At 39.2% G+C, this 22,687-nt stretch carries 18 protein-coding genes and 1 other annotated feature; all 18 genes read right to left on the bottom strand.

Translation table 11 applies throughout. The features are described from left to right. Nucleotides 1-95 precede the first annotated feature (95 nt). Nucleotides 96-632, bottom strand: a complete 537-nt coding sequence (locus tag BI350_RS08585; RefSeq protein ID WP_075527715.1) for a TetR/AcrR family transcriptional regulator — start codon at nt 630-632, stop codon at nt 96-98. A gap of 164 nt (nt 633-796) precedes the next feature. Next, nucleotides 797-3,442, bottom strand: a complete 2,646-nt coding sequence (locus BI350_RS08580) for a valine--tRNA ligase (RefSeq protein WP_075527714.1) — start codon at nt 3,440-3,442, stop codon at nt 797-799. Nucleotides 3,443-3,488: 46 nt separating this feature from the next. Continuing rightward, nucleotides 3,489-3,739: a binding site (T-box leader), on the bottom strand. A gap of 246 nt (nt 3,740-3,985) precedes the next feature. Further along, nucleotides 3,986-4,795: a cell envelope integrity TolA family protein gene (locus BI350_RS08575; RefSeq protein WP_075527713.1), complete on the bottom strand. Its 810-nt coding sequence runs from the start codon at nt 4,793-4,795 to the stop codon at nt 3,986-3,988. Between the two features lie 123 nt (nt 4,796-4,918). Continuing rightward, complete coding sequence (gene hemL, locus BI350_RS08570) at nt 4,919-6,157, bottom strand: glutamate-1-semialdehyde 2,1-aminomutase (protein ID WP_075529314.1); 1,239 nt, start codon at nt 6,155-6,157, stop codon at nt 4,919-4,921. Nucleotides 6,158-6,211: 54 nt separating this feature from the next. Beyond that, entirely contained in the window at nt 6,212-7,132 is a 921-nt protein-coding gene (hemB, locus tag BI350_RS08565) for a porphobilinogen synthase (RefSeq protein WP_425423251.1), read from the bottom strand. 52 nt (nt 7,133-7,184) lie between these two features. Beyond that, nucleotides 7,185-7,955 carry a uroporphyrinogen-III synthase gene (locus BI350_RS08560; RefSeq protein ID WP_075527711.1) on the bottom strand — a complete coding sequence of 257 codons (771 nt, stop codon included), beginning with the start codon at nt 7,953-7,955 and terminating at the stop codon, nt 7,185-7,187. Next, on the bottom strand, nt 7,942-8,880 hold the full coding sequence (gene hemC, locus BI350_RS08555; protein ID WP_075529313.1) for a hydroxymethylbilane synthase: 939 nt from the start codon (nt 8,878-8,880) through the stop codon (nt 7,942-7,944). Before hemC ends, BI350_RS08560 begins: the two co-directional genes overlap by 14 nt. A 56-nt stretch (nt 8,881-8,936) precedes the next feature. Beyond that, nucleotides 8,937-9,767 carry a cytochrome C assembly family protein gene (locus BI350_RS08550; RefSeq protein ID WP_075529312.1) on the bottom strand — a complete coding sequence of 277 codons (831 nt, stop codon included), beginning with the start codon at nt 9,765-9,767 and terminating at the stop codon, nt 8,937-8,939. A gap of 98 nt (nt 9,768-9,865) precedes the next feature. Further along, nucleotides 9,866-11,236, bottom strand: coding sequence for a glutamyl-tRNA reductase (gene hemA, locus BI350_RS08545; protein ID WP_075527710.1), 1,371 nt, complete (start codon nt 11,234-11,236; stop codon nt 9,866-9,868). A gap of 564 nt (nt 11,237-11,800) precedes the next feature. Then, complete coding sequence (gene yihA, locus BI350_RS08540) at nt 11,801-12,382, bottom strand: ribosome biogenesis GTP-binding protein YihA/YsxC (RefSeq protein ID WP_075527709.1); 582 nt, start codon at nt 12,380-12,382, stop codon at nt 11,801-11,803. Further along, complete coding sequence (gene lon / locus BI350_RS08535) at nt 12,379-14,706, bottom strand: endopeptidase La (RefSeq protein WP_075527708.1); 2,328 nt, start codon at nt 14,704-14,706, stop codon at nt 12,379-12,381. The genes yihA and lon overlap by 4 nt, the downstream gene beginning before the upstream one ends. Nucleotides 14,707-14,815: 109 nt before the next feature. Then, nucleotides 14,816-16,078: an ATP-dependent protease ATP-binding subunit ClpX gene (gene clpX, locus BI350_RS08530; RefSeq protein WP_075527707.1), complete on the bottom strand. Its 1,263-nt coding sequence runs from the start codon at nt 16,076-16,078 to the stop codon at nt 14,816-14,818. Nucleotides 16,079-16,217: 139 nt separating this feature from the next. Beyond that, a complete protein-coding gene (gene tig / locus BI350_RS08525) occupies nt 16,218-17,504 on the bottom strand; it encodes a trigger factor (RefSeq protein ID WP_075527706.1) in 1,287 nt (428 codons plus the stop codon). Nucleotides 17,505-17,606: 102 nt separating this feature from the next. After that, a complete protein-coding gene (locus tag BI350_RS08520) occupies nt 17,607-18,587 on the bottom strand; it encodes a tetratricopeptide repeat protein (protein WP_075527705.1) in 981 nt (326 codons plus the stop codon). A gap of 140 nt (nt 18,588-18,727) precedes the next feature. Beyond that, on the bottom strand, nt 18,728-18,976 hold the full coding sequence (locus BI350_RS08515; RefSeq protein ID WP_075527704.1) for a hypothetical protein: 249 nt from the start codon (nt 18,974-18,976) through the stop codon (nt 18,728-18,730). 241 nt (nt 18,977-19,217) lie between these two features. Continuing rightward, nucleotides 19,218-19,490, bottom strand: a complete 273-nt coding sequence (locus BI350_RS08510) for a hypothetical protein (RefSeq protein WP_075527703.1) — start codon at nt 19,488-19,490, stop codon at nt 19,218-19,220. Nucleotides 19,491-19,696: 206 nt separating this feature from the next. Beyond that, nucleotides 19,697-20,644, bottom strand: coding sequence for a peptidoglycan recognition protein family protein (locus tag BI350_RS08505; RefSeq protein WP_075527702.1), 948 nt, complete (start codon nt 20,642-20,644; stop codon nt 19,697-19,699). A gap of 160 nt (nt 20,645-20,804) precedes the next feature. Further along, nucleotides 20,805-22,289 carry an MDR family MFS transporter gene (locus tag BI350_RS08500; RefSeq protein ID WP_075527701.1) on the bottom strand — a complete coding sequence of 495 codons (1,485 nt, stop codon included), beginning with the start codon at nt 22,287-22,289 and terminating at the stop codon, nt 20,805-20,807. Nucleotides 22,290-22,687: the final 398 nt, after the last annotated feature.

Here is a 22,687-nt window from a genome sequence, read left to right as displayed (position 1 = left end):
GTCATCTTCATTTAAACCCTCTAAAAATGAAAAAAGGCATACCAGCATGACTTATGAACTGCACATTCATTGTCTAAATACTGTTATGCCAAGTTTTATTCGTTCGTCCATTTCCTTAACGTTTCATAAATTAATTCTTTTTGCTCACTTTCAATCGGGTCAATACCAAAAAGATCTGCTAACCAAATCCCATCCGTCGCTAAACGAATGATTGTTGCCATAATTGGATCAAGGCCATCGTCTTCAATTTCATGCTGCCATTCCGAAAAAGCTTCATGAATTGGATTAAGTAATGCTGGATTCACTGCCTTTGCTGCTAATAACCCAGAGTGCATATCTTTATTCTTATAGGCTTGTTTAAACGTGACATCTAAATAAGCACGTGTCCACTTACCTTTTTCTTCTTTGTCTTCTACTGCACTTTTAGCGATTTTAATTCTGTAGTTTGTTGCCAAATGCTCTACCATTTTTTCAACTAATACTTCTTTTGATCGATAATGATAAAGTAAACCGCCTTTACTAATACCGGCTTCTTCTGCTACGGCATCTATCGTTAAATCAAAAATTCCTTTCTCTGCCACGATTTTCGATGCGGCATCAAGAATTGCAATTCTTCTAGAATTTCTATTCATTGCTGTCACCTCAATTGCCTATTTTCATTTGACTATACTATCCAGACCGCGCTATTTCAATCAGATAAGCAGTAATATGATGTTTAATAGACTCTTCTTTGGTCTCATTCATTTCTCAATTAAACAACCCCCACCAATATTGGCGGGGGCGTTAAATGTATCATTTAAATTTCTTTCAATTCCTCCATACGCTTCTCAACCGTCGCGTATTTCTCGAGATAATCTTGTTCTTTTGCACGTTCTTCAGCAACGACTGCTTCTGGTGCGTTCGCTACGAAACGTTCGTTAGATAATTTGCCTTGAACGCGTTTCACTTCGCTATCCCATTTTTTCAGTTCTTTTTCTAATCGAGCAAGTTCTTCTTCAATATTGATAAGCCCTTCTAGTGGCAAGAACAGTTCTGCGCCTGTAATGACTGCAGACATCGATTTGCCTGGTGCTTCAATTCCTTTGCCAATCGTTAACGTTTCCGGGTTACAGAATCGTTCAATGTACTTGCGATTCGCTTCCAGGATCTCAGTTGTTTTTTCTTCTCTCGTTGAAATATAGAACGGAACTGGTCTACTCATTGGCGTATTTACTTCTGCGCGGATATTACGAACTGAGCGGATAATATCCATAAGCAGTTGCATTTCAGATGCACGTGCCTCATCAGAAAGAGACGCATCGACAACTGGCCATGATGCGATTGTAATGGACTCGCCTTCATGCGGTAAGTTCTGCCAAATTTCTTCTGTAATGAATGGCATGAATGGATGTAATAAACGCATTGTGTTGTCTAACACGTATGCAAGAACTGAACGTGTCGTTTTCTTCGCAGCTTCATCGTCACCGTATAATGGAAGCTTCGCCATTTCAATATACCAATCACAGAAATCATCCCAAATGAATGAATAAAGCGCACGGCCTACTTCACCAAACTCATATTTATCTGCAAGTCTTGTTACTTCTCCAATCGTTTCGTTTAAACGTGTTAAAATCCACGTATCCGCAACTGATTTTTCACCTGTTAGATCAATTTCATCATAGGTCATGCCGTCCATATTCATGAGCGCAAAACGTGAAGCGTTCCAAATTTTATTCGCAAAATTCCAGTTTGACTCAACACGATCCCATGAAAAACGAATGTCTTGACCTGGTGATGCACCTGTTGAAAGTGTATAACGGAGCGCATCCGCACCGTATTTTTCAATGACTTCCATTGGATCAACACCGTTATCAAGTGATTTCGACATTTTACGGCCTTCCGCATCACGTACTAGTCCGTGAATTAACACGTCTTTAAATGGACGTTCGCCTGTAAATTCAATTCCCTGGAAAATCATGCGGGACACCCAGAAGAAAATAATATCATATCCTGTAACGAGTGCATCTGTTGGATAGTAACGCTTAAACTCTTCGTTATCAGCATCTGGCCAACCGAGCGTTGAAAACGGCCATAATGCAGAGGAGAACCAAGTATCTAACACATCTTCATCTTGTTTCCAGTTTTCACTGTCTGCAGGTGCTTCATGACCGACGTACACTTCACCTGTTTCATTATGATACCAAGCTGGAATTCGGTGACCCCACCATAGTTGACGTGAAATACACCAATCATGAATGTTTTCCATCCAATTTAAGTACGTGTTTTCAAAACGGGATGGAACGAAATTAACTTTTTCTTCACCTTTTTGAAGTTCAATCGCAGCTTTCGCAAGTGGTTCCATATTAACAAACCATTGTGTAGATAAATAAGGTTCAACAACCGCACCGCTTCGTTCCGAATGTCCAACAGAGTGTAAATGGTCTTCGATTTCAAATAAAACGCCCATCTCTTGTAGGTCTTTCACAATTTGCTTACGGCAATCAAAACGGTCCATACCTTTGTATTTACCTGCCAGGTCATTCATTGTGCCATCTTCATTCATGACAAGCACACGCTCTAGATTATGACGATTTCCAATTTCAAAGTCATTCGGGTCATGAGCAGGTGTAATTTTTACTGCACCGCTTCCAAATTCCATATCGACATAATCATCCGCGACAATCGGAATCTCACGTCCGACAATCGGAAGTGTCACTGTTTTCCCAATTAAGTGTTTGTAACGTTCATCTTCTGGATGTACTGCAACTGCTGTATCCCCAAGCATTGTCTCTGGGCGAGTTGTCGCAATTTCGATACTTCCAGTACCATCTGTCAGTGGGTAACGCATATGATAGAATGCACCTTGCACATCTTCATGAATGACTTCAATATCGGATAATGCTGTTTTCGTTGCGGGATCCCAGTTAATAATATACTCTCCGCGATAAATTAGGCCTTTATTATAAAGTTTAATAAAAACTTCCTGAACCGCTTTCGATAATTTTTCATCTAGCGTGAAACGTTCACGGGAATAATCGAGTCCAAGTCCAAGTTTCCCCCATTGTTCACGGATATGAGAAGCATATTCTTCTTTCCAATTCCAAGTCGCTTCAAGGAATTTTTCGCGGCCCAAATCATAACGTGATTTTCCTTCTGAACGTAGTCGCTGTTCAACACGTGCTTGCGTTGCGATACCCGCATGGTCCATTCCTGGTAACCAAAGCGCGTCGTATCCTTGCATACGTTTCATTCGAATAATAATATCTTGTAATGTTGTATCCCATGCGTGTCCTAAATGTAAAACACCCGTAACGTTCGGCGGTGGAATAACCACTGTATAGGGTTCCTTGTCGCTTTCTGGTTGTGCTTCAAAATATTGCCCTTTCAACCACCATTCATAGCGGCCTTTTTCAACTGCTTGTGGTTCATATTTCGTTGGCATTGATAAATTATCATTTGACATATTACGTCCTCCTTTTATTTTTAACAATAAAAAAACTCCATTCGCCTAAAAGGACGAAGGAGCTATTCGCGGTACCACCTTTATTTATGCACACTAAAAAAGCTGTACATCTCAAATAAAAATAACGGCTTCAAACCGGCTTTCGCTACTCTATTTGACCACTAATAAACAGCCAAAATGATGTTCACGAAAACTGCTCGTGGGTGACATTCAGTAGGTCGTTGACAGGGCTTTTTCACCGATAGCCCCTCTCTTTAGAAAACAAACAGTACTTACTATCCCGTTCATCGCATCTATATGCAGTTACTAAGAGTATAACGGAATAGCCTTTCATTCGTCAAGTTCAATGATTGCTTTTCAATACCTTTTAGAAAGGATTTTGTTATGAGAAAAGGATATAACCCGTATCTCCTTCCCCCTTGGCTACGGAAAACGCGATGTTACTGCAAATCGATTATTATCCCCATCGCGGTATTTCAATTAATTCGAATGATCATTGTCCCAACAACCGGTGATTTTTTTGTGCTTTGTATCCTTTGCGCATTAGCTTTTGCCTTGCACAAAGACATCATTTAGGCGGAATCCAGTCGTTGAAATGCCGTCTTCTAATTCAGAAATAAAAGAGAGCACTTCATCTCCTTCAGAAAAGGAAGAATTTTCGACGACTACTTGTGAAGTATTTCTGACCGGTTCACTTTCTATACTTGCCGCGGCCGCCTCAGTTTCAGTTTGGTGTTCCGTTGATTCTTTTGTTGCCGTAAATTCTTCTTTAGCACTAGCTTCCTTTTGCTTCTGTTCATTTGCAGCTTTTGTTTGTTTCTCTTCAGCGTCAGCTTCTTTTTTCGCGGCTTTTGTTTGTTTTTCTTCGACAAAAGCTTCTTTTTTATCAGCTTCGGAATTTACGGCTTTTGCCGATTGTTTTTCTTTCTGTTCTTCGCGTTGTGTTTGATGAATGCCAACTTCTTTATAGGAGCATTCTACGTCCCAAATAATTGACAGACATCCGTTCTTATCAATTTCATGTGTGGTATTCAATGTTTTAATATCAATTGGGTCATCCGCTTCAGGTGGAAAATCGATATTAAATGGAACTGCATACTCAAAATATCCTGTTTTTCCGTCAATATCTAAATCATCAATTAAAATTGCTTCATTGACTTCGCTATGGCCGTTCGTTCTTTCCTCTAAATTAACATTTACAGCAAGATGGTATATCCCTGTTAACTTAGGGCGGCCTTCCACTTTTTCTAATGTAAATCTTGGCGTCACTTTAAGTTGATCGGCAGATGCTGGAAAACCTATTTCTGGTGAGAAGGCAAAGTTCTCTTTCATTTGCCATTTTACATTTTTCATACGATCTCTCCTCCTATTCCTTCACAGACAATTGTATGCATGGATGAAGTTACTTAGAATAGAGTAGACATAAGTTAAGATAAAAGCCTTTCCCCATCAATCGTGGAGAAAGGCTTCGTTTGATTATCTTGCAAGCTTTGCAAATACTTTATGAAAAGCTTCAACTGTTTTCGCAATATGTTCTTCTGTATGCGCTGCAGATAAGAACATCCCTTCGAACTGGGATGGTGGAAGGAAAATACCTTCTTCTGCCATTAAACGGTAATATTCTGCAAACAACTCAAGGTCAGATGTTTTCGCTTTATCGTAATTCACGACTTTTTCATTCGTAAAGAAGAAACCAATCATGGAACCTGCACGGTTAACCGTATGTGGAATGTTATACTTTTCTGCTGCTTCACGGAAACCTGCTTCTAACTGGTCGCCTAGTTTATTAAAGTATTCGTACGATGCTGGCGTTAACTTTTTCAATGTTTCAATTCCGGCAGTCATCGCAAGTGGGTTTCCTGATAGTGTTCCAGCTTGATAAACTGTGCCAGATGGTGCGATTTGACTCATAATTTCTTTTGAACCACCGTATGCACCAACTGGTAATCCACCACCGATTACTTTTCCAAGACAAGTGATATCAGGTGTAACGTCATAGTAACCTTGTGCACACTCATAGCCAACTCGGAATCCAGTCATCACTTCATCGAAAATAAGAAGTGAACCATTTTCAGTTGTTAGCTCACGTAATCCTTCCAAAAATCCTGGCTCTGGTGGAACAACACCCATATTCCCTGCAACAGGTTCAACGATGAGTGCAGCAATATCATCACCGTATTCATTCATTGCCAATTTAACGCTCTCTAAATCATTATAAGGAACTGTAATTGTGTTACGTGCAATAGATTCAGGAACGCCAGGGCTATCAGGCAATCCGAGCGTAGCTACACCGGAACCTGCCTTAATTAGCAATGAATCTCCATGACCGTGGTAGCAGCCTTCAAATTTCATAATAATGTTTCGACCAGTATATCCACGGGCTAGACGCAATGCACTCATTGTAGCTTCCGTCCCCGATGAAACCATACGAATCATTTCAATTGACGGCACACGGTCAATAACAAGTTCCGCTAATTCATTTTCAGCTAATGTTGGTGCGCCGAAACTTGATCCGGTTGCCGCTACACGTTGAATACCTTCTACAACGTCTTCATCAGCGTGTCCTAAAATAAGTGGGCCCCATGATAAGACGTAGTCAATGTATTCATTGCCGTCAATATCTTTAATCATTGCCCCTTTTCCGCTTTCCATAAAAATCGGGTCCATGTTTACCGATTTAAATGCACGTACAGGTGAGTTTACACCGCCCGGCATAAGGTCTACTGCTTTCTCAAATGCTAGTTTTGAGTTCTCATAACGTTTTTCCAATTATTTACCCTCCAACCAACGTGCTGCATCTTTTGCGTGGTACGTCATAATTAAATCCGCCCCTGCACGTTTCATACTCGTCAATGTTTCAATTACAATTTCTTGTTCATTAATCCAGCCATTTTGCGCGGCTGCTTTAATCATCGAATATTCTCCGCTCACGTTATACGCGACAACTGGTAACGTGAAGTTATTTTTCACATCACGCATAATGTCGAGATAAGAAAGTGCTGGCTTTACAATTAAAAAGTCCGCCCCCTCTTCAACGTCTGCTTCTGCTTCGCGAAGAGCTTCCATTCTGTTAGCTGAGTCCATTTGGTACGTTTTACGGTCTCCCGATTGCGGTGATGAATGCGCTGCATCACGGAATGGACCGTAGTAAGATGAAGCATATTTAACCGCATATGACATAATCGGAATATTTTCGAATCCTTGTTCATCAAGTCCCTGGCGGATTGCCGCTACAAAACCATCCATCATATTAGATGGTGCAATAATGTCTGCGCCAGCTTTTGCCTGACTCACTGCAGTTTGTACTAATAAATCAAGTGATTTGTCATTGACTACGTAACCACCTTCTACTACACCGCAATGACCATGGTCCGTATATTGACAGAGGCAAGTATCTGCAATAACGACAAGTTCAGGATGGCGCTCTTTTGCAAAACGAATTGCTCTTTGAACAATTCCATCTTCCGCATAAGCTTGTGTACCAACAGCGTCTTTTTCATTTGGAACGCCAAATAAAATAATAGATGGAATACCGAGTTCAACGACTTCTTCAATTTCTTTTGCAAAATGGTCAAGCGATAATTGATAAACTCCAGGCATTGAAGCAACTGGATTTTTAATATCTTCGCCTTCCACTACAAAAATTGGATATATAAAATCTTCTTTTTGTAATACTGTTTCACGTACCATTGAACGAAGTGTTGCAGTATTTCTTAAACGTCGATTACGACGGAAATTTAAGTTAATCAATATGAACATCCTTTCGGCTTGCCAACTTTTCGACAAGATCTTTCAATGTGTATGTATTAGGCCGAACATGAACGTTAGCCCCCACATCCGTAAGTGCCTTTTCCGTGATATGCCCAATTGCGCCAATTGTATAGCCTTTCCAGCCGATTGATGGTACAACTTCTTCTGAAAACACTTCAACAGCGGATGGACTCGCAAATAGGACTGAGATTTGTTCCTTCTCTTTTAATAAGTTAATAAGGGCCCCAACATTTTCGGTCGCTCTAGCCGTCTTATAAATTGTCCATTCATCAACTTCAAACGGCAATCCTTCAGGAATCGTTGGACCTGCAATAGACCCTCTTAAAAACAAGAGGCGCCCTGTTTCATTTGCCGGCGGTCGAAATTGTTTTACAAAAACATCTGCACTGAAAACGGTAGGTATGAATCGAACCGAAAAACCAAGTTCTTCAAGAGCAGCAGCAGTTCTTGTTCCAATCGCCGCAATATGCGAAGGGATTGTGTCGACAGAAACATTAAAACGATTTATCTTTTCTTTAAAAGCTGCAACTGCACTTTGGCTCGTAAATATGAGCCAATCGTACGTTGCACATGCTTCTAACCGGAGTTGATCTGTTGGTTCCACTAATTCATCCACCTTAATTAGCGGTAATGAAACCGGCATTCCTCCATATAGTTCGACTAAACTAAAAACATCTGTTGACCTTGGCGTTCCAGTAAAAACAACCGTTTCACCATTGAGAGGTGGTTCACTTGTTCTCATTTTCTAAGTCAGCCAACACTTTCTTAATTACTTCATCGGCACCTTCAGCACGCAATACTTTTGCGACCTCTTTTCCTGCCTGAACAGGATCAGCATGGACTACAGTATGTTTAAACACTTGGGATGCATCCGGTGAAGCAATGAAACCTGTAAATTCAACGTCGGAACCTTTTAATTGCGCATAGCCAGCGATTGGAACTTGACACGATCCGTCCATTTCAGATAAAAATGTTCGCTCAGCTGACACTTCATCCCAAGTTTTCGAATCATTGATTTTTGCAAGTTCATCGAGTAATTCTTGATCATCTGAACGGCATTCAATTGCAAGCGCACCTTGCCCAACTGCCGGTATAAGATCTTCTGCTGATAAAAATTCAGTAACAACGTCTTTATCCCAACCGACACGTTCTATTCCTGCCGCGGCTAGTAAAATTGCATCGTATTCGCCTTCGTGTAATTTTCTCAAACGCGTTTCAATATTTCCGCGAATCCATTTAATTTCAATGTCAGGACGTAATAATAGAAGTTGCGAACTGCGACGTAAACTGGACGTTCCTACGACTGCACCTTCCGGCAAGTCCATGAATTTTACGTGACCGTTGGAAATGAAAGCATCTCTCGCATCAACACGCGGCGGTATACATCCAATCATTAGGCCTTCAGGTAAATCTGACGGCATATCTTTCATGCTATGTACTGCAAAATCGATTTCTTTATTAAATAAAGCATCTTGAATTTCTTTAACGAAAAGGCCTTTCCCGCCTACTTTAGAAAGCATGACGTCAAGGATTTTATCGCCTTTTGTCATGATTTCTTTGATTTCAAATTCAAATGGAGCGCCTGCTTCTTTTAATTGTTCAATTACCCATTTTGTTTGGGTCATTGCTAGATTACTTCTTCTTGAACCAACAACAATTTTTCTCAATGCATTCAAACCTTTCATGATGTTGTCTTTGTTTTAACAGTTAAATATTAGTAAAATCATAGCCAAAAATGAAACTCGGATAAAGTACTTCCAAGAAAAAAATTAATAATGACAAATAAAAAGGCAAATATATTTGCCCACATATGATTATTACCTCGTAGTCTCCCTGTTTGAATCCCAAACAAGACTAGACTATAAACAATTAATATGAAAAATGAACCTACTATTTTCATATCGAAAAATGACCATTCAGATAAGACGATATGCGCCCATTGCATCCCAAGTACTAGACTAATAAATAAAAAGGGAATCCCTATAATAATCCCCGTTTTCATACCTGTTGCAGTTTGTTGAAGCGATGGCAATCGACCAAATTGCTTTGTCCACTTTTTCTTTTTCAAATTGCGATAGAGGAGTAAATATAATATCGCACAGACAAACGATATCGCAAATGCAACATAAGACAATATCGCAAAAGTAATATGGATAAATAGTAATTCTGAGATTAACGCATCCCCTATTGTTGACTGCTTAATTTGCACAGGGGCAAATGTATGGATTGTCATAAAGATAAAACCAATGATATTTAAAAAAAATACCGCATAGCCAAGTTTTGTAAAGAGATGAAGGGCTATTGATATTGTAATTAATAGCCAAGCATAAAAGTAAATCCCTTCAAACAAGGACAATACGGGGAAACGTTTCGTTTCGATTATAAATAGTACAAGAAAAATCGATTGCATACTAAAAACGAGCGTTAATAACCCAAAAGCATTGCGGTGTGCGATGCGATCTTTATTCAAATAATCTATAAAATAAAATACAAGACTGACCGCGTACAAGACGACCATTACTTCATGCAGTCTTGACATCGTTATATCAGTCATCATGCCACTGCCTTTCTAAAACTGCCAAGTCTAGCGGAAAAACAAAGGAATTTCCGTATTATCATATAGCATTCAAATGCGGAAATTCCTTATTCGCTTTAAAATGTCCACTCAGGTTTAGGCACCGGATTATTTTTCGCACGAACTTTTAGTCGTTTTTTCGCTAACTTTGCAATTGCTTCTTTTTCTTTCTCTCTTTCTACTTCTTCCTCAATTCCGAAAATCTTTTGGAATAACTCTAGTTTTTCAGCAGAGTTAGGTTCCATTGCAAGTTCTTTTGCTTCTCTGATAGGTTCTTTAATTAATTGGTTAAGAATCGATTTTGTATGCTTACTTAATACCTTTTTCTCACGTTCTGTTAAGTCGGGAATTTTATTTAAAATACTTTCCATTGTTGTCCGTTGTATTTGCAAGCCTTTTTCACGTAGCGCAGTAATCACTGGAACTACACCAAGCGTTGCAAGCCATTCGTTAAACTCAATAATTTGACCTTCAATCATATACCCAATTTTTTCGGCAGCACGTTCACGTTCCGCCAAATTTGCATCGACAATACTTTGTAAATCATCGATATCATAAAGAAATACATTGGAAAGTTCACCGATACGTGGATCTAAATCGCGTGGAACAGCAATATCAATTAAAAACAAAGAATTGCCTTCACGCATACGCTCTACATATTTCATTGTCTGATAATCAATGACATATTCGGTCGCGGAAGTAGAACTAATTAAAATATCCGCCTCTAGAAGCGCACATTGTAGCTCATTCATTGGCTTCGCAACGCCACCAAATTTCCGAGCCATTTCTTCAGCTGTAGAAAACGTTCGGTTCACAACCGTCACCTTTTCTGCACCGCTACCTTGTAAATTTTTAAGTGCCAACTCTCCCATTTCTCCGGCACCTAAAATTAACACATGTTTATGATTCAAGTTTCCAAAAATTTGTTTTGCTAATTCAACTGCTGCATAGGAAATGGATACGGCATTTGCACCGATGTCCGTTTCTGAATGCGCTCTTTTTGAAAATGTTACCGCCTGTCTAAAGAGTTGGTTAAAGACAGTTCCAGTTGTCCCAATAGATTGCGCCTCTAAAAAGCTATCTCGAACTTGTCCTAGTATTTGAGTTTCTCCAAGCACCATAGAATCCATGCCGGCCGAAACTTTCATTAAATGTTCAATTACTTCATCGTTTTCGTGAATGATTAAATGGCTTTCAAATGCTTTCATTGGAATCGAAAACCATTCCGATAGAAAGCGTTTTACATAATAACGTCCAGTATGTATTTGATCGACTACTGCATAAATCTCTGTTCTGTTGCAGGTTGAAATGATAATGTTTTCTAAAACACTTTTTTGTTGTTGAAGTAATCGCATTGCTTGCGGCAGTTCAGATTCAACAAACGACAGTTTTTCTCTTAATTCTACAGGTGCCGTCCGATGGTTAACGCCTACTACAATTGTATGCACTTTGGTGCTCACACCTCTCAACGTTCTTGAATTTCATTATGACCAGTATAACATATCTCGACTCTTTCGGGTGCATTAAATGTGAACACCTTATGAAGTACAAAGGTTTACAGCCTGTTTTTGGAATTAGTCTAATGTGATACTGCTAGTTAGATATGTTCAGTTCAATGATTAAACGCTTAATTTACGCCATTTTCTGTTAGGTTAAACAAATAAAACGGCTGATCCTTTGATGATCAACCGTTTTATTGTTTAATGAAGCGAATGCAGTCTACTTTATTATTTGCGCCAATTTTATATTGATTGATGTACGCATTTGGTACATCTAACTTCGGGGGATAGATGCTCGGGTCATAAGTCAATCTGACACTGCGACAAAAAACGCCGCTGTGTCAGCTCGCCTTATGCCTGTCGCATCTGGGCAATCCCCCTCAGCTTTTGGTTACATCTAGCTTCAGACGCCAGACGTTCGAGTCGTAAGTCAATTCGACTGCGTGGCAAAATGCGCCACTCCGTCGACTCGCCTTACGCTTGTCACGTCTAACCGGCGTCTTCAGCTTTTAGTTACATCCTTTTTTCGATTTCTTTCCAGGCTTCTTCCATTCCTGTTGCTTTTTCGGAGGAGAATAAGATTAATGGGTCGCCTTTTCGGATGTTTAGCCCTTCACGGACGATTTTTAAATGTTTATTCACTTTTCCTCTTGGAATTTTATCTGCTTTTGTCGCAATGATGATGGCTGGAATTTCATAATGAACTAAAAAGTCATACATTAACCGATCATCTGCAGTGGGTGGATGACGAACATCGATGATTTGAATAACCGCACGTAATTCTTCACGTGTCGTTAAATACTCTTGAATCATATGTCCCCAAGCTTCACGTTCGGTCTTTGAAACTTTTGCATAACCGTAGCCAGGTACATCGACAAAAAACAACTGTTCTTCAATTTTATAAAAGTTAAGTGTTTGTGTTTTTCCTGGCTTAGATGATGTTCTTGCTAAACTTTTTCGTGCAATCATACGATTGATAAAAGAAGACTTTCCTACATTTGAACGTCCTGCGAGCGCAAACTCAGGATATCCCTCTTCCGGATATTGTTCAGGTCTCACCGCGCTCATAATCATTTCTACGTTATGGACTTTCATTTGCCCTTAGCCTCCAATGCGATATCGAGGACTTCTTCGACATCTGTTACAAATTTAAATGTTAATTGTTCGCGGACACTTTCAGGAATATCTTCAATGTCTCGCTCATTATCAAGTGGTAAAATAATTGTTGTTAATCCTGCACGGTGCGCACTTAAACTTTTCTCTTTCACGCCACCAATTGGAAGTACACGTCCACGAAGCGTAATTTCACCAGTCATTCCCACTTCTCGCAATACTTTTCGTTCTGTTAATGCAGAAACAAGTGCGGTTGCCATTGTAATCCCAGCGGAAGGTCCATCTTTCGGAATGGCTCCTTCTGGAACGTGGATGTGAATGTCATAGGTTTCATGAAACTTCGGGTCAATCTGAAAGGCCTCTGTTTTGGAGCGTACATAGGAAAGTGCAGCTTGTGCAGACTCCTTCATCACGTCACCCAATTTCCCGGTTAGCATTAACTTCCCTTTACCAGGAGAAAGAGACACTTCAATTTGCAATGTGTCGCCGCCTACTTGCGTATAAGCAAGTCCTGTCGCCACACCGATTTGGTTCACCGTTTCTGCAAGACCGTACCTAAATTTCTTTTTACCAAGTATATCTTCTAATGTATTTGGCGTAATGACTACACGTTTTTTCTCGCCAGTCACAATTTGTTTTGCAGCTCTTCGGCAGACAGATGAGATTTTACGCTCTAAACCTCGGACGCCCGCTTCTTTCGTGTAATACCGAATAATATCGAGAATCGCCTCATCATTAATCCGTAATGCAGCACCTGTTAAACCATGTTCTTTCATCTGTTTCGGGATTAAATGATTTTTAGCAATGGTGCTTTTTTCTAATTCCGTATAGCTCGACAGCGAAATAATTTCCATTCTATCTCGAAGCGGACCAGGAATCGCACTTAAATCATTTGCAGTTGCAATAAATAATACTTCCGATAAATTAAATGGTTCTTCAATATAATGGTCACTAAACGTTGCATTTTGTTCTGGATCTAATACTTCTAACATCGCAGCTGATGGATCGCCGCGAAAATCATTGGACATCTTATCAATTTCATCCAACAAGAAGACAGGATTTATTTTCCCAGCTTTTTTCATACCTTGAATAATTCTTCCTGGCATCGCACCGACATACGTCCGTCTATGCCCTCGAATTTCCGATTCATCACGCACACCACCTAGTGATATACGAACAAATTTACGGCCAAGTGATTCTGCGATAGAGCGAGCCAAGGATGTTTTACCAACACCTGGGGGTCCTGCAAGACATAAAATTGGACCACGCAGTGAATTTGTTAATTGGCGAACGGCTAAATATTCAAGGATCCGTTCTTTTACCTGTTCTAACCCATCGTGATCCCGATTTAAAATTTCAGCCGAACGGTTGATGTCTAACTGATCCTTTGACGCAACGGACCAAGGTAGCGCGACAAGCCAATCAATATAACTGCGTATGATGCCACTTTCAGCTGAGGCTGCAGGAATTCTTTCATATCGATTTAATTCACGCTCTGCAACTTCTTTAACATCTTCTGGCATGTTTGCTTGTTCAATTTTCTCTTGAAGTTCAGCAATTTCTAATCCTTTTCCGTCTTTATCGCCAAGTTCCGTTTGAATCGCTTTCATTTGCTCGCGCAAATAAAATTCTTTCTGCGTCCTTTCCATTGCTTGTTGGACACGTTCAGTAATTTTATTTTCCATCAAAAGAACTTCTTGTTCATTGTGTAAACAGCTAATGAGCCACTCTAATCGTTCTTCAACTTTTAATAATTCAAGCACTTCTTGTTTCGCTTCGATTTTGATTGGCAAATTAGAGGCAACCATATCCGCTAATCTCCCAGGTTCACGAATTTCTGCAATTGAATTAAACGTATCTTTTGAAAGCTTTTTAGATGCTTTCACATATTTTTCGAAGTACTTACGAAGCGTCCGCATCAGCGCTTCTAGTTCAACATCCACTTTCGCTGTATTATCTTGATATGTTGTGACATCGACGATACTAAACAAATCATCTTCTTCATACTTTGTCCATTCAGCCCGCGCAATGCCCTCAATTAAAACACGGTGCGTACCGTTCTCCAATTCCTTAACCGATTTAACCGCGGCGAATGTACCTATATCGTATAAATCATCTCGTTCTGGATTTTCAATTTTTGTATCTTTTTGGGTTGCTAAGAAAATGAGGCTGTCTTGCTCAAGTGCGCGTTCGATTGCCAAAATAGATCGTTCACGTCCCACATCTATATGCAAGATCATTGTCGGATAGATGAGGATTCCACGAAGTGGTAATAAAGGGATATTTGTATGTTTATTTTGTTTCAAGCAAAAACACCTCCATTGGAATAAAATATGTATATGGAGAAGGAAAAAGCTGACAACCAACATGCGCAAATATCTATGCACAATCGGTGTCAGCTTTGTCCTTCAGGCATTACGCCGAGTCTTTGTCATCTAATATTGTGTATTCGGACCCATCTTCTTTTAACAAAATAGGACTTGTTTTGTTTAGGACTGAATCTTTCGTAATAACACATTCAGTCACTTCTTCAAGAGATGGTAATTCATACATAATATCTAACATGATGTTTTCAATGATTGAACGCAATCCACGGGCACCCGTTTTTCGTTCAATTGCTTCTTTCGCAATCTCGATTAACGCATCTTCCTCAAAACGTAAGTTAACCCCGTCTATTTCTAACATCTTTTGATACTGCTTAACGATTGCATTTTTCGGTAACGTTAAAATTTGGAACAATGCATCTTCATCAAGCGGCTCAAGGCTTGCAAGTACCGGTAATCGGCCAATAAACTCCGGAATTAAACCATAATTTTGTAAGTCTTCCGGAATTAATTTTGAAAGAAGTGATTCTTCTTCAACTGGCTCTGTGCCTGTACCAAACCCAATGAGTTTTTGACCAATTCTTCTTTTAATAATATCGTTAATGCCGTCAAATGCACCACCGACGATAAAGAGAATATTCGTTGTATCTAATTGGATAAATTCTTGATGCGGATGCTTACGTCCTCCTTGAGGTGGAACACTTGCAACCGTACCTTCTAAAATTTTCAAGAGCGCTTGTTGAACACCTTCGCCTGATACGTCTCGTGTAATCGATGCGTTTTCAGATTTGCGTGCAACTTTGTCGATTTCATCGATATAAATAATGCCTCTTTCAGCTTTTTCCACATCGTAATCAGCTGCTTGGATTAATTTTAGTAATATATTTTCGACATCTTCACCAACGTAGCCCGCCTCTGTTAATGACGTTGCATCTGCAATTGCAAATGGTACATCAAGGATTCGTGCTAGCGTTTGAGCGAGTAAGGTCTTACCACTTCCAGTAGGTCCAATGAGAACGATGTTAGACTTCGCAAGTTCTACATCATCAATTTTACTACCAGAATTGACACGCTTGTAATGATTATATACAGCTACCGCGAGCGATTTCTTTGCTCGGTTCTGCCCAATTAAATAGTCATCAAGAATACTTTGTATTTCTTTCGGTTTTGGGACATCTTTTAACTCGAAGTCTTCTTCAAGCTCGATCTCCTCTTTGACGATTTCGGCACAAAGTTCAACGCATTCGTCGCAAATATAGACCCCTTGGCCTGTTACAAGCTTCCGAACTTGTTCTTGGGATTTTCCACAAAAGGAACAGTTTAAATTATCTTTTTCATCGTTAAATTTGAACATTATGCTCACCCCTTTTCAAGTGACAATATTACAAGACTCATTCCGTATAATCAACTATTTAGAATTCAAATGATACGAAAATGCTTATTTTATGTAAAACAAGGTACGGTCTACCGTACCTTGTCCATATATCTTTTTCTTATTCAGTAATCTTTGCGTTTTCTACAAGGAATTCAACTGTTTTGTTGAAACGAAGGTCATTTTCAAGAACCGTCGTACCGCCAAGCGCTGCTTTAATCTGTTCTACATCCATACCGAATTGATCAGACATTTTTTGAAGTTCTGCGTTAATATCTTCTTCTGCAACTTCAATATTTTCTTCTTTGCCAATTGCTTCAAGTGTTAATGAAACACGCACACGGTTGATTGCATCGTCTTTCATTTGCTCGCTTAGCGCCTCTTTATCTTGTCCTGAGAATTGGAAATAAAGATCAAGGTTCATGCCTTGCTGTTGTAGACGTTGTTCGAATTCACCCATCATGCGCTCAACTTCTGATTCAATCATAACTTCTGGAATATCGATTTCTGCATTGCGTGCTGCCGCTTCTACAAGGTCATCACGAAGTGCTGTTTCAGAAGCAGTTTTCTTTTCTGTTGCTGTTTGTTCCTTCATTTTTTTACGTAGCTCGTCAAGACTTTCAACTTCTTCGTCGATTTCTTTTGCAAGCTCGTCGTCTAACTCAGGAATTTCTTTCGTTTTAATTTCATTCACTTTTACTTCGAAAACAGCTGGTTTACCTGCAAGTTCTGCTGCATGGTATTCTTCTGGGAAATTCACTTCGATTTCTTTTTCTTCGCCGACTTTCATGCCAACCATTTGGTCTTCAAATCCTGGAATGAAAGAACCTGAACCAATTTCTAAATCGAAGTCTTGTGCTTCTCCACCTTCAAACGCTTCTCCGTCAGAGAAACCTTTGAAGTCTAGTTTCACTGTATCACCGTTTTGTACTTCGCCGTCTTCTTTTACAACAAGTTCAGCGAAAGCTGTTTGGCGATCTTTTAATTGCTCTTCAATTTCTTCATCTGTAACTTCAGTTTCTTGACGCGTAACTTCTAAACCTTTGTAATCTCCTAGTTTCACTTCAGGTTTAACAGTAACTGTCGCTTTGAAAATAAGTTCTTTGCCTTGTTCCATTTGCTCGATGTCGATTTCTGGGCGATCGACTGGATCAATGCCCGCTTCTTCAACTGCATTCGAATAAGCATCTGGTAAGATGAAGTCTAATGCATCATTGTATAGAGCTTCTACACCGTACATTTTTTCAAACATTTTACGTGGCATTTTTCCTTTACGGAAACCTGGAGCTTGTACATCTTTTACAACTTTTTTAAATGCTTGATTTAGACCTTTTGTAACTTCTTCTGCTGGAACCTCAACTGTTAAAACGCCTTGGTTCCCTTCTTGTTTTTCCCATTTAACTGACATATTAAAAAACCTCCGAATCATTTGTAAATCTATTTTTACACGTATATGCAATTTTGACAACTGTTTCAGTATAGCATAACGCCTTTATCTTTCAATATTTTTTTATACTGGCTCAAAATCTGAATCGTTGTCCAATTGTTTGATGAATGCAAGAAGGGGTGTGTATGGAAGTTCTTCACCTGAAAATAAACTTTCTATGTATACAATATAGGAATTTGCAATCTCCTCAGCAGAATAACTTCCCCAATCAAATGGAAATGCAATAATCATAAATTTCTCGACAAGTCCATAAGCTAACTCCAATCGTGACGGATCTTGAGTTAATAACTTTTCCAACTCAGCCAGAACTGCTTGCGTTCGTTCATCCTGACCTGGTAACGCCATCGAGGCTGGTATGACTTCTTTCTCGAGACCAAATTTATGGACAGTCACTTGTTTTGAGTATTGCGCTTGGTGTAAAAGCGTCAACGCAAATGTGATGACAATTGGTGAAAGATGGACACTTTCCACAATGTCTTCTAACAGTTCTGTCACCGCATGAAGATCAGTCCCATCTAGAGAAGCAAGCAACTGTTGTTGACCTAGTACATCCATTGCCATAAACTCGTCCAACGTGAAGGGCGCTTTCGCCACAATTGATTCTTCGCTCCCGTATCGCAATGCTAAGCGCTTGTTTAAATCGCGTAAGTATGTGAATTTACTTAGCATTCCTTTTGGAACAAAACCTTCTTCCAATAAGATATCAATTTTCATTTCAACATCTTCATACTCTTCCAAATGGATTAAAATTGTTAAGTACAATTCCATCGTTCCTATATAATCTTCGGGTCCACGATTTAATAACATTGACGTTATATCTTTAGCACGTCTAAACGCTTTTATTTCATAAAGTGCAATTGCATAAGGAAGTAAAAACTCATCCGATTCTGGCTCAAATTGCATCGCTTCTTCAAACGAATGGACAGCTTGTTCAAATTGATGATGCTCAACATAATGCATGCCTTCACGAATTAGCTTTTCAGCTGTTCCAGGAAATACAATTAAGTTGCCTTTTTTTCGAAGCTTACCATATTTTTTGCGCACGTGAACCACCTACTTTCATCCATCATAACTATATCACATGAAGGGTTTGATTCAAATAGTTTTCATATGAATTATGAGGAAGAACCATCGACTTTATTCTTTTTCGTTGAATTTCTTCAAAAAAAAAGATGGAAATCACTTTATTGCTCATCATCTTTTTCAAAAGTGTTTTTTGAACTACTATATAATCCACTTGCCGATAATCCAAGCATTGCGCCAACAAGGATTCCTTGCTTCCAATCAAAGTCTGTCACATAAACGACCCCTACAATAATTCCTAATAGTAACGAAATTAATGGTAAGAATTTTTTATGCACACCTGTACGTTTAAATATCTCTACGATGCCCACTATTAAAGGAAGCAAAATAACATCATATACTTCAAACATCGTATCACCCCTTTATGTTATTTTATGTTCAAATTAACTTAACAAGAACGGCGAACCGATAATGCATCTGTATTTTCTATTAATTTATCTATCTACAATAAAATGAATGATTAGAAGAACTAGATAGGTAAACGCATCCGGCATCATGCTGATGTTCATAAAATAAAAGCGACTACTCTAGAAATAGCCGCCTTTTCCTATGCCCACCTATCTGGGACATTCATGTTTGGATTTTTTATTTTTAATTACCAACGTCTGCCAAAGTTACAGAAGTTACAGAAGTTACAGCGGCTTCTGCGGTTTCTGCGGCAATCACGCTCTTCTCGAACATCTTCACGCCAATGGTCTCTACGATTATCTCGCTCGAAGCGAACTTCATTTTCGTGGAAACGATGGTGGCGATTTTCTTCGCGTTCGCCTCGCACTTCGTGACATCTGCAAAACAATGTAACTGGTTGTCTACGATTGTTTTCTTCATTACATTCACAAACAAATCTATTTCGTCGATTTTCATTATGATGATTATTTCTACAACCCATTTTTCTCCCCCCCTTTTTATGAATTAGATACGGCCGCTCTATATACTATATGGACAAGTAAAAACATGCGTTAGACATACCGCCTTTACTATTAATATTTTCTTTGAAAATGCTAGTAAATAGTTTTTTCTTTGATAGTTTTGATAATGTAGTACTTCCCAACTTATGTGAAAAAAACGCGTTATTTTTTAATGATTCTATTGAGTTCGTACCTGGTTTTAGGACCAAATATGCCATCTATTTCCGTTGGTGTATAGACGGACTGGAAGCGCTTTACAGTATCGCGCGTTTTAGTACCGAAATACCCGTCAACACCATAATTTTCGGATCCTTTATCAGGATAAAAACCGACACTAGCTAATGCCGCTTGCATCGCTCGGACATTGTCTCCTTTATCTCCAACCTTTAAGACTTTTCTAGAGACAGATTGCTTTACCAGCGCTTCTTTTAATGCTTTTTGCGTTTGCGGACCAACAATTCCTTCTACTGTTAATTTTAGAGATGCTTGAAATGCCTTTACTGCCCGTTCTGTGGCCGGACCAAATGAGCTGTCTATCGTTAGTTTGTAGCCGAGTTTGTTTAAGTCGATTTGGAGCTGTTTAACTGCTTCTCCTTGACTTCCGTAAGATAAATTACTAGAAGATCTATCAGCTTTTGTTGGAAGAAGTCTTTTAAATGAAGCCCAGTCTATTCCTTTATCTCCTTTACGCAAATGACGTGGGCAATCTTTTCCACTCCAATGATGGTGTTGCACAACGTTAGCACTCGGAATCCCTTCATCATGCATAATTTTCTTCACCAAAGCCGCAGCATTTACGACGGCTTGTTGAAAATCGCCATCTACATTCACACAAATCTCGATTGCAATCGAGTGGAAGTTGCCATTTCCTGCACCATCTCCTGCATGCCAACATCGAACCGTGTGTGGAAATGATTGTATCGCTACCTTGTCATCTACTTGCCAATGCCAGGAAGCTGAAAATCCACTTGATTGCAAATCGGCATGCATTTGAGCGCCTGCACCCTTCGCATAATTTGCCGTTTCGTGAATGGTAATAAAATTACGTCCATTTATTCCTGAGAACGTCCTCATCCGGCTTGAAACCAATTGCTTTTTTATCGTTACCATTGAAATCCTCCTTATTTATATAACATGTAAAAGCGAGAACTTTTGTACAGGTTAAATACATAAAAACATCCCTACATTCTCTATATAGCGCGCTACGTTAAAAAAGGATACAAAAAATGCCACCCCAACTATTCTGGAATGGCATCTTTTCACACATTGTTTACACTTCTTTTTGTACTTGTTCATCCTCATGTGGTTTCGCACGATAAACAGTAAAGGCTAAAATCACCGCGACAATGGACATCGCAAAAGCTATGAAATAAACCAATTCAACACCCACCACCATTGCTGCTCTCATTGTAGCCGGGTCATTTGGTGTGCCTGACTTTTGCAAGAAACTAAGCTGTCTCGCGTTCAGAATACTGATAAACACGGAAACACCTATTGCACCGGCAACGGGCTGTAATGTAGACATGACTGCGGTTCCGTGCGGGTAAAGTGTTTTTGGAAGCTGGTTCAGTCCATTTGTTTGAGCCGGCATCATAATCGCGGAAACAGATAACATAATTAAAATATAACCAATCACGATAATCCATAAAGATGATTCCGCAGTCAAACGGCTCATCATAAACATCGTTCCACTTAAGACAAGTGTTGCAGGAATCATTAAGACGCGCGGTCCAAACTTATCAAAAAGATGCCCCATTAATGGCGACATGATTCCATTCAAAAGACTACCCGGTAGCAAAACTAGACCCGCTGTAGCAGCTGTTAACATTAAAGGTCCCTGCATAAACATCGGCAAAATAATTTCCGAAGCAAACATTGTCATAATAATGATTAAAAACATGATGACCGCATGTCGATACATCGGATATTTGAATACGCGCAAATCCATAACCGGCTCATCTAATTTTAGTTGTCTCAAAACGAACAGTATAATTCCGATTACACCGATCATAATTGCAATCAACACATTCGTACTAAGAAACCCATCTGCACTTGCACCCGAAGCACTAAAGCCATAGACCGTAGACCCAAAACCTATTGTAGAAAAGACAATAGAAATAATATCGATTTTTGGTTTTGTCACTTCAGATACATTCACTAAAAACTTATAAGCAAACGCGATAGAAAATAAAGCAAACGGAATGACTGTGATAAATAAATAACGCCAACCTAAATATTCAACGATGACTCCGGAAAGTGTCGGTCCAATTGCAGGCGCAAACATAATGACAAGACCAACCATCCCCATCACTTTTCCGCGTCGCTCGGGCGGGAAGATTAATAAAAACACATTAAATATAATCGGCATTAACACCCCAGTCCCGACCGCTTGAATTAACCGCCCGATTAATAAAATTGAAAAAGTCGGTGCCGATGCACTAATCATCGTACCAAATGTAAAAATTATCATCGTACTTAAAAATAATTGTCTCGTCGTAAACCATTGTAATAATAAAGCCGAAACAGGAATGACGACACCCATAACAAGCATAAAACCAGTTGCCATCCACTGTACTGTTGTTAACGAAATCCCAAACTCATCCATTAGAGTGATGAGTGCAATATTTAAAAGTGTTTCATTTAATATCGCAAAAAATGCCCCAATTATGAGGGAAAGCATAATCGGTAATACTTTCACGTTTGGATTGTCAGCAAGAAATTCGTATTGCTTTGATCCAGTTGATTGTTCTGTCATATAGGATAGTTCTCCTTTTATTTATATTTCTTTATCATGTGCTAGCTAGTACAAAAATAATCGGAAAAGCGCATACCTATCCTATATCTAAAACTTAAGTTATTCTGCTAAAGTAAAAGAGAACAACAAAAAAAGAGAGAAAAGCCCCTCTCTCTCATTTTTACATATGGATTTATAAAAAGGCAGACCTATCCCGAATGCTCTATACAAATAGAGCTTGTACAACTATTCAATTAGCTAATAGACCTGGAAGTCATCCGGATTCTGATAGACTGCATTTTTATAAAGCCTCCGATCGATAATAGTAAAATCCATAATAACATCCACATACTCATAATGCAATGTTATTTGGAATGGTCCTATACCTGTTTAATTAAGTATGTTTTAATTAAAGAAAA

It is taken from the genome of Sporosarcina ureilytica (genome assembly GCF_001753205.1).
GTDB classification, from domain to species: Bacteria; Bacillota; Bacilli; order Bacillales_A; family Planococcaceae; genus Sporosarcina; species Sporosarcina ureilytica.
Note: the sequence above shows the minus strand (reverse complement) of the source record. Positions and strands in the feature narration are given on the sequence as shown.

What these genes read in the sequence shown, in the direction of transcription:
- BI350_RS08585 (WP_075527715.1), bottom strand. Translation starts at nt 632, where the DNA reads ATGAATAGAAATTCTAGAAGAATTGCAATTCTTGATGCCGCATCGAAA.
- BI350_RS08580 (WP_075527714.1), bottom strand. Translation starts at nt 3,442, where the DNA reads ATGTCAAATGATAATTTATCAATGCCAACGAAATATGAACCACAAGCA.
- BI350_RS08575 (WP_075527713.1), bottom strand. Translation starts at nt 4,795, where the DNA reads ATGAAAAATGTAAAATGGCAAATGAAAGAGAACTTTGCCTTCTCACCA.
- hemL (WP_075529314.1), bottom strand. Translation starts at nt 6,157, where the DNA reads ATGCCGGGCGGTGTAAACTCACCTGTACGTGCATTTAAATCGGTAAAC.
- hemB (WP_425423251.1), bottom strand. Translation starts at nt 7,132, where the DNA reads ATGGTACGTGAAACAGTATTACAAAAAGAAGATTTTATATATCCAATT.
- BI350_RS08560 (WP_075527711.1), bottom strand. Translation starts at nt 7,955, where the DNA reads ATGAGAACAAGTGAACCACCTCTCAATGGTGAAACGGTTGTTTTTACT.
- BI350_RS08550 (WP_075529312.1), bottom strand. Translation starts at nt 9,767, where the DNA reads ATGACTGATATAACGATGTCAAGACTGCATGAAGTAATGGTCGTCTTG.
- yihA (WP_075527709.1), bottom strand. Translation starts at nt 12,382, where the DNA reads ATGAAAGTCCATAACGTAGAAATGATTATGAGCGCGGTGAGACCTGAA.
- clpX (WP_075527707.1), bottom strand. Translation starts at nt 16,078, where the DNA reads ATGTTCAAATTTAACGATGAAAAAGATAATTTAAACTGTTCCTTTTGT.
- tig (WP_075527706.1), bottom strand. Translation starts at nt 17,504, where the DNA reads ATGTCAGTTAAATGGGAAAAACAAGAAGGGAACCAAGGCGTTTTAACA.
- BI350_RS08515 (WP_075527704.1), bottom strand. Translation starts at nt 18,976, where the DNA reads ATGTTTGAAGTATATGATGTTATTTTGCTTCCTTTAATAGTGGGCATC.
- BI350_RS08510 (WP_075527703.1), bottom strand. Translation starts at nt 19,490, where the DNA reads ATGAAAATCGACGAAATAGATTTGTTTGTGAATGTAATGAAGAAAACA.
- BI350_RS08505 (WP_075527702.1), bottom strand. Translation starts at nt 20,644, where the DNA reads ATGGTAACGATAAAAAAGCAATTGGTTTCAAGCCGGATGAGGACGTTC.
- BI350_RS08500 (WP_075527701.1), bottom strand. Translation starts at nt 22,289, where the DNA reads ATGACAGAACAATCAACTGGATCAAAGCAATACGAATTTCTTGCTGAC.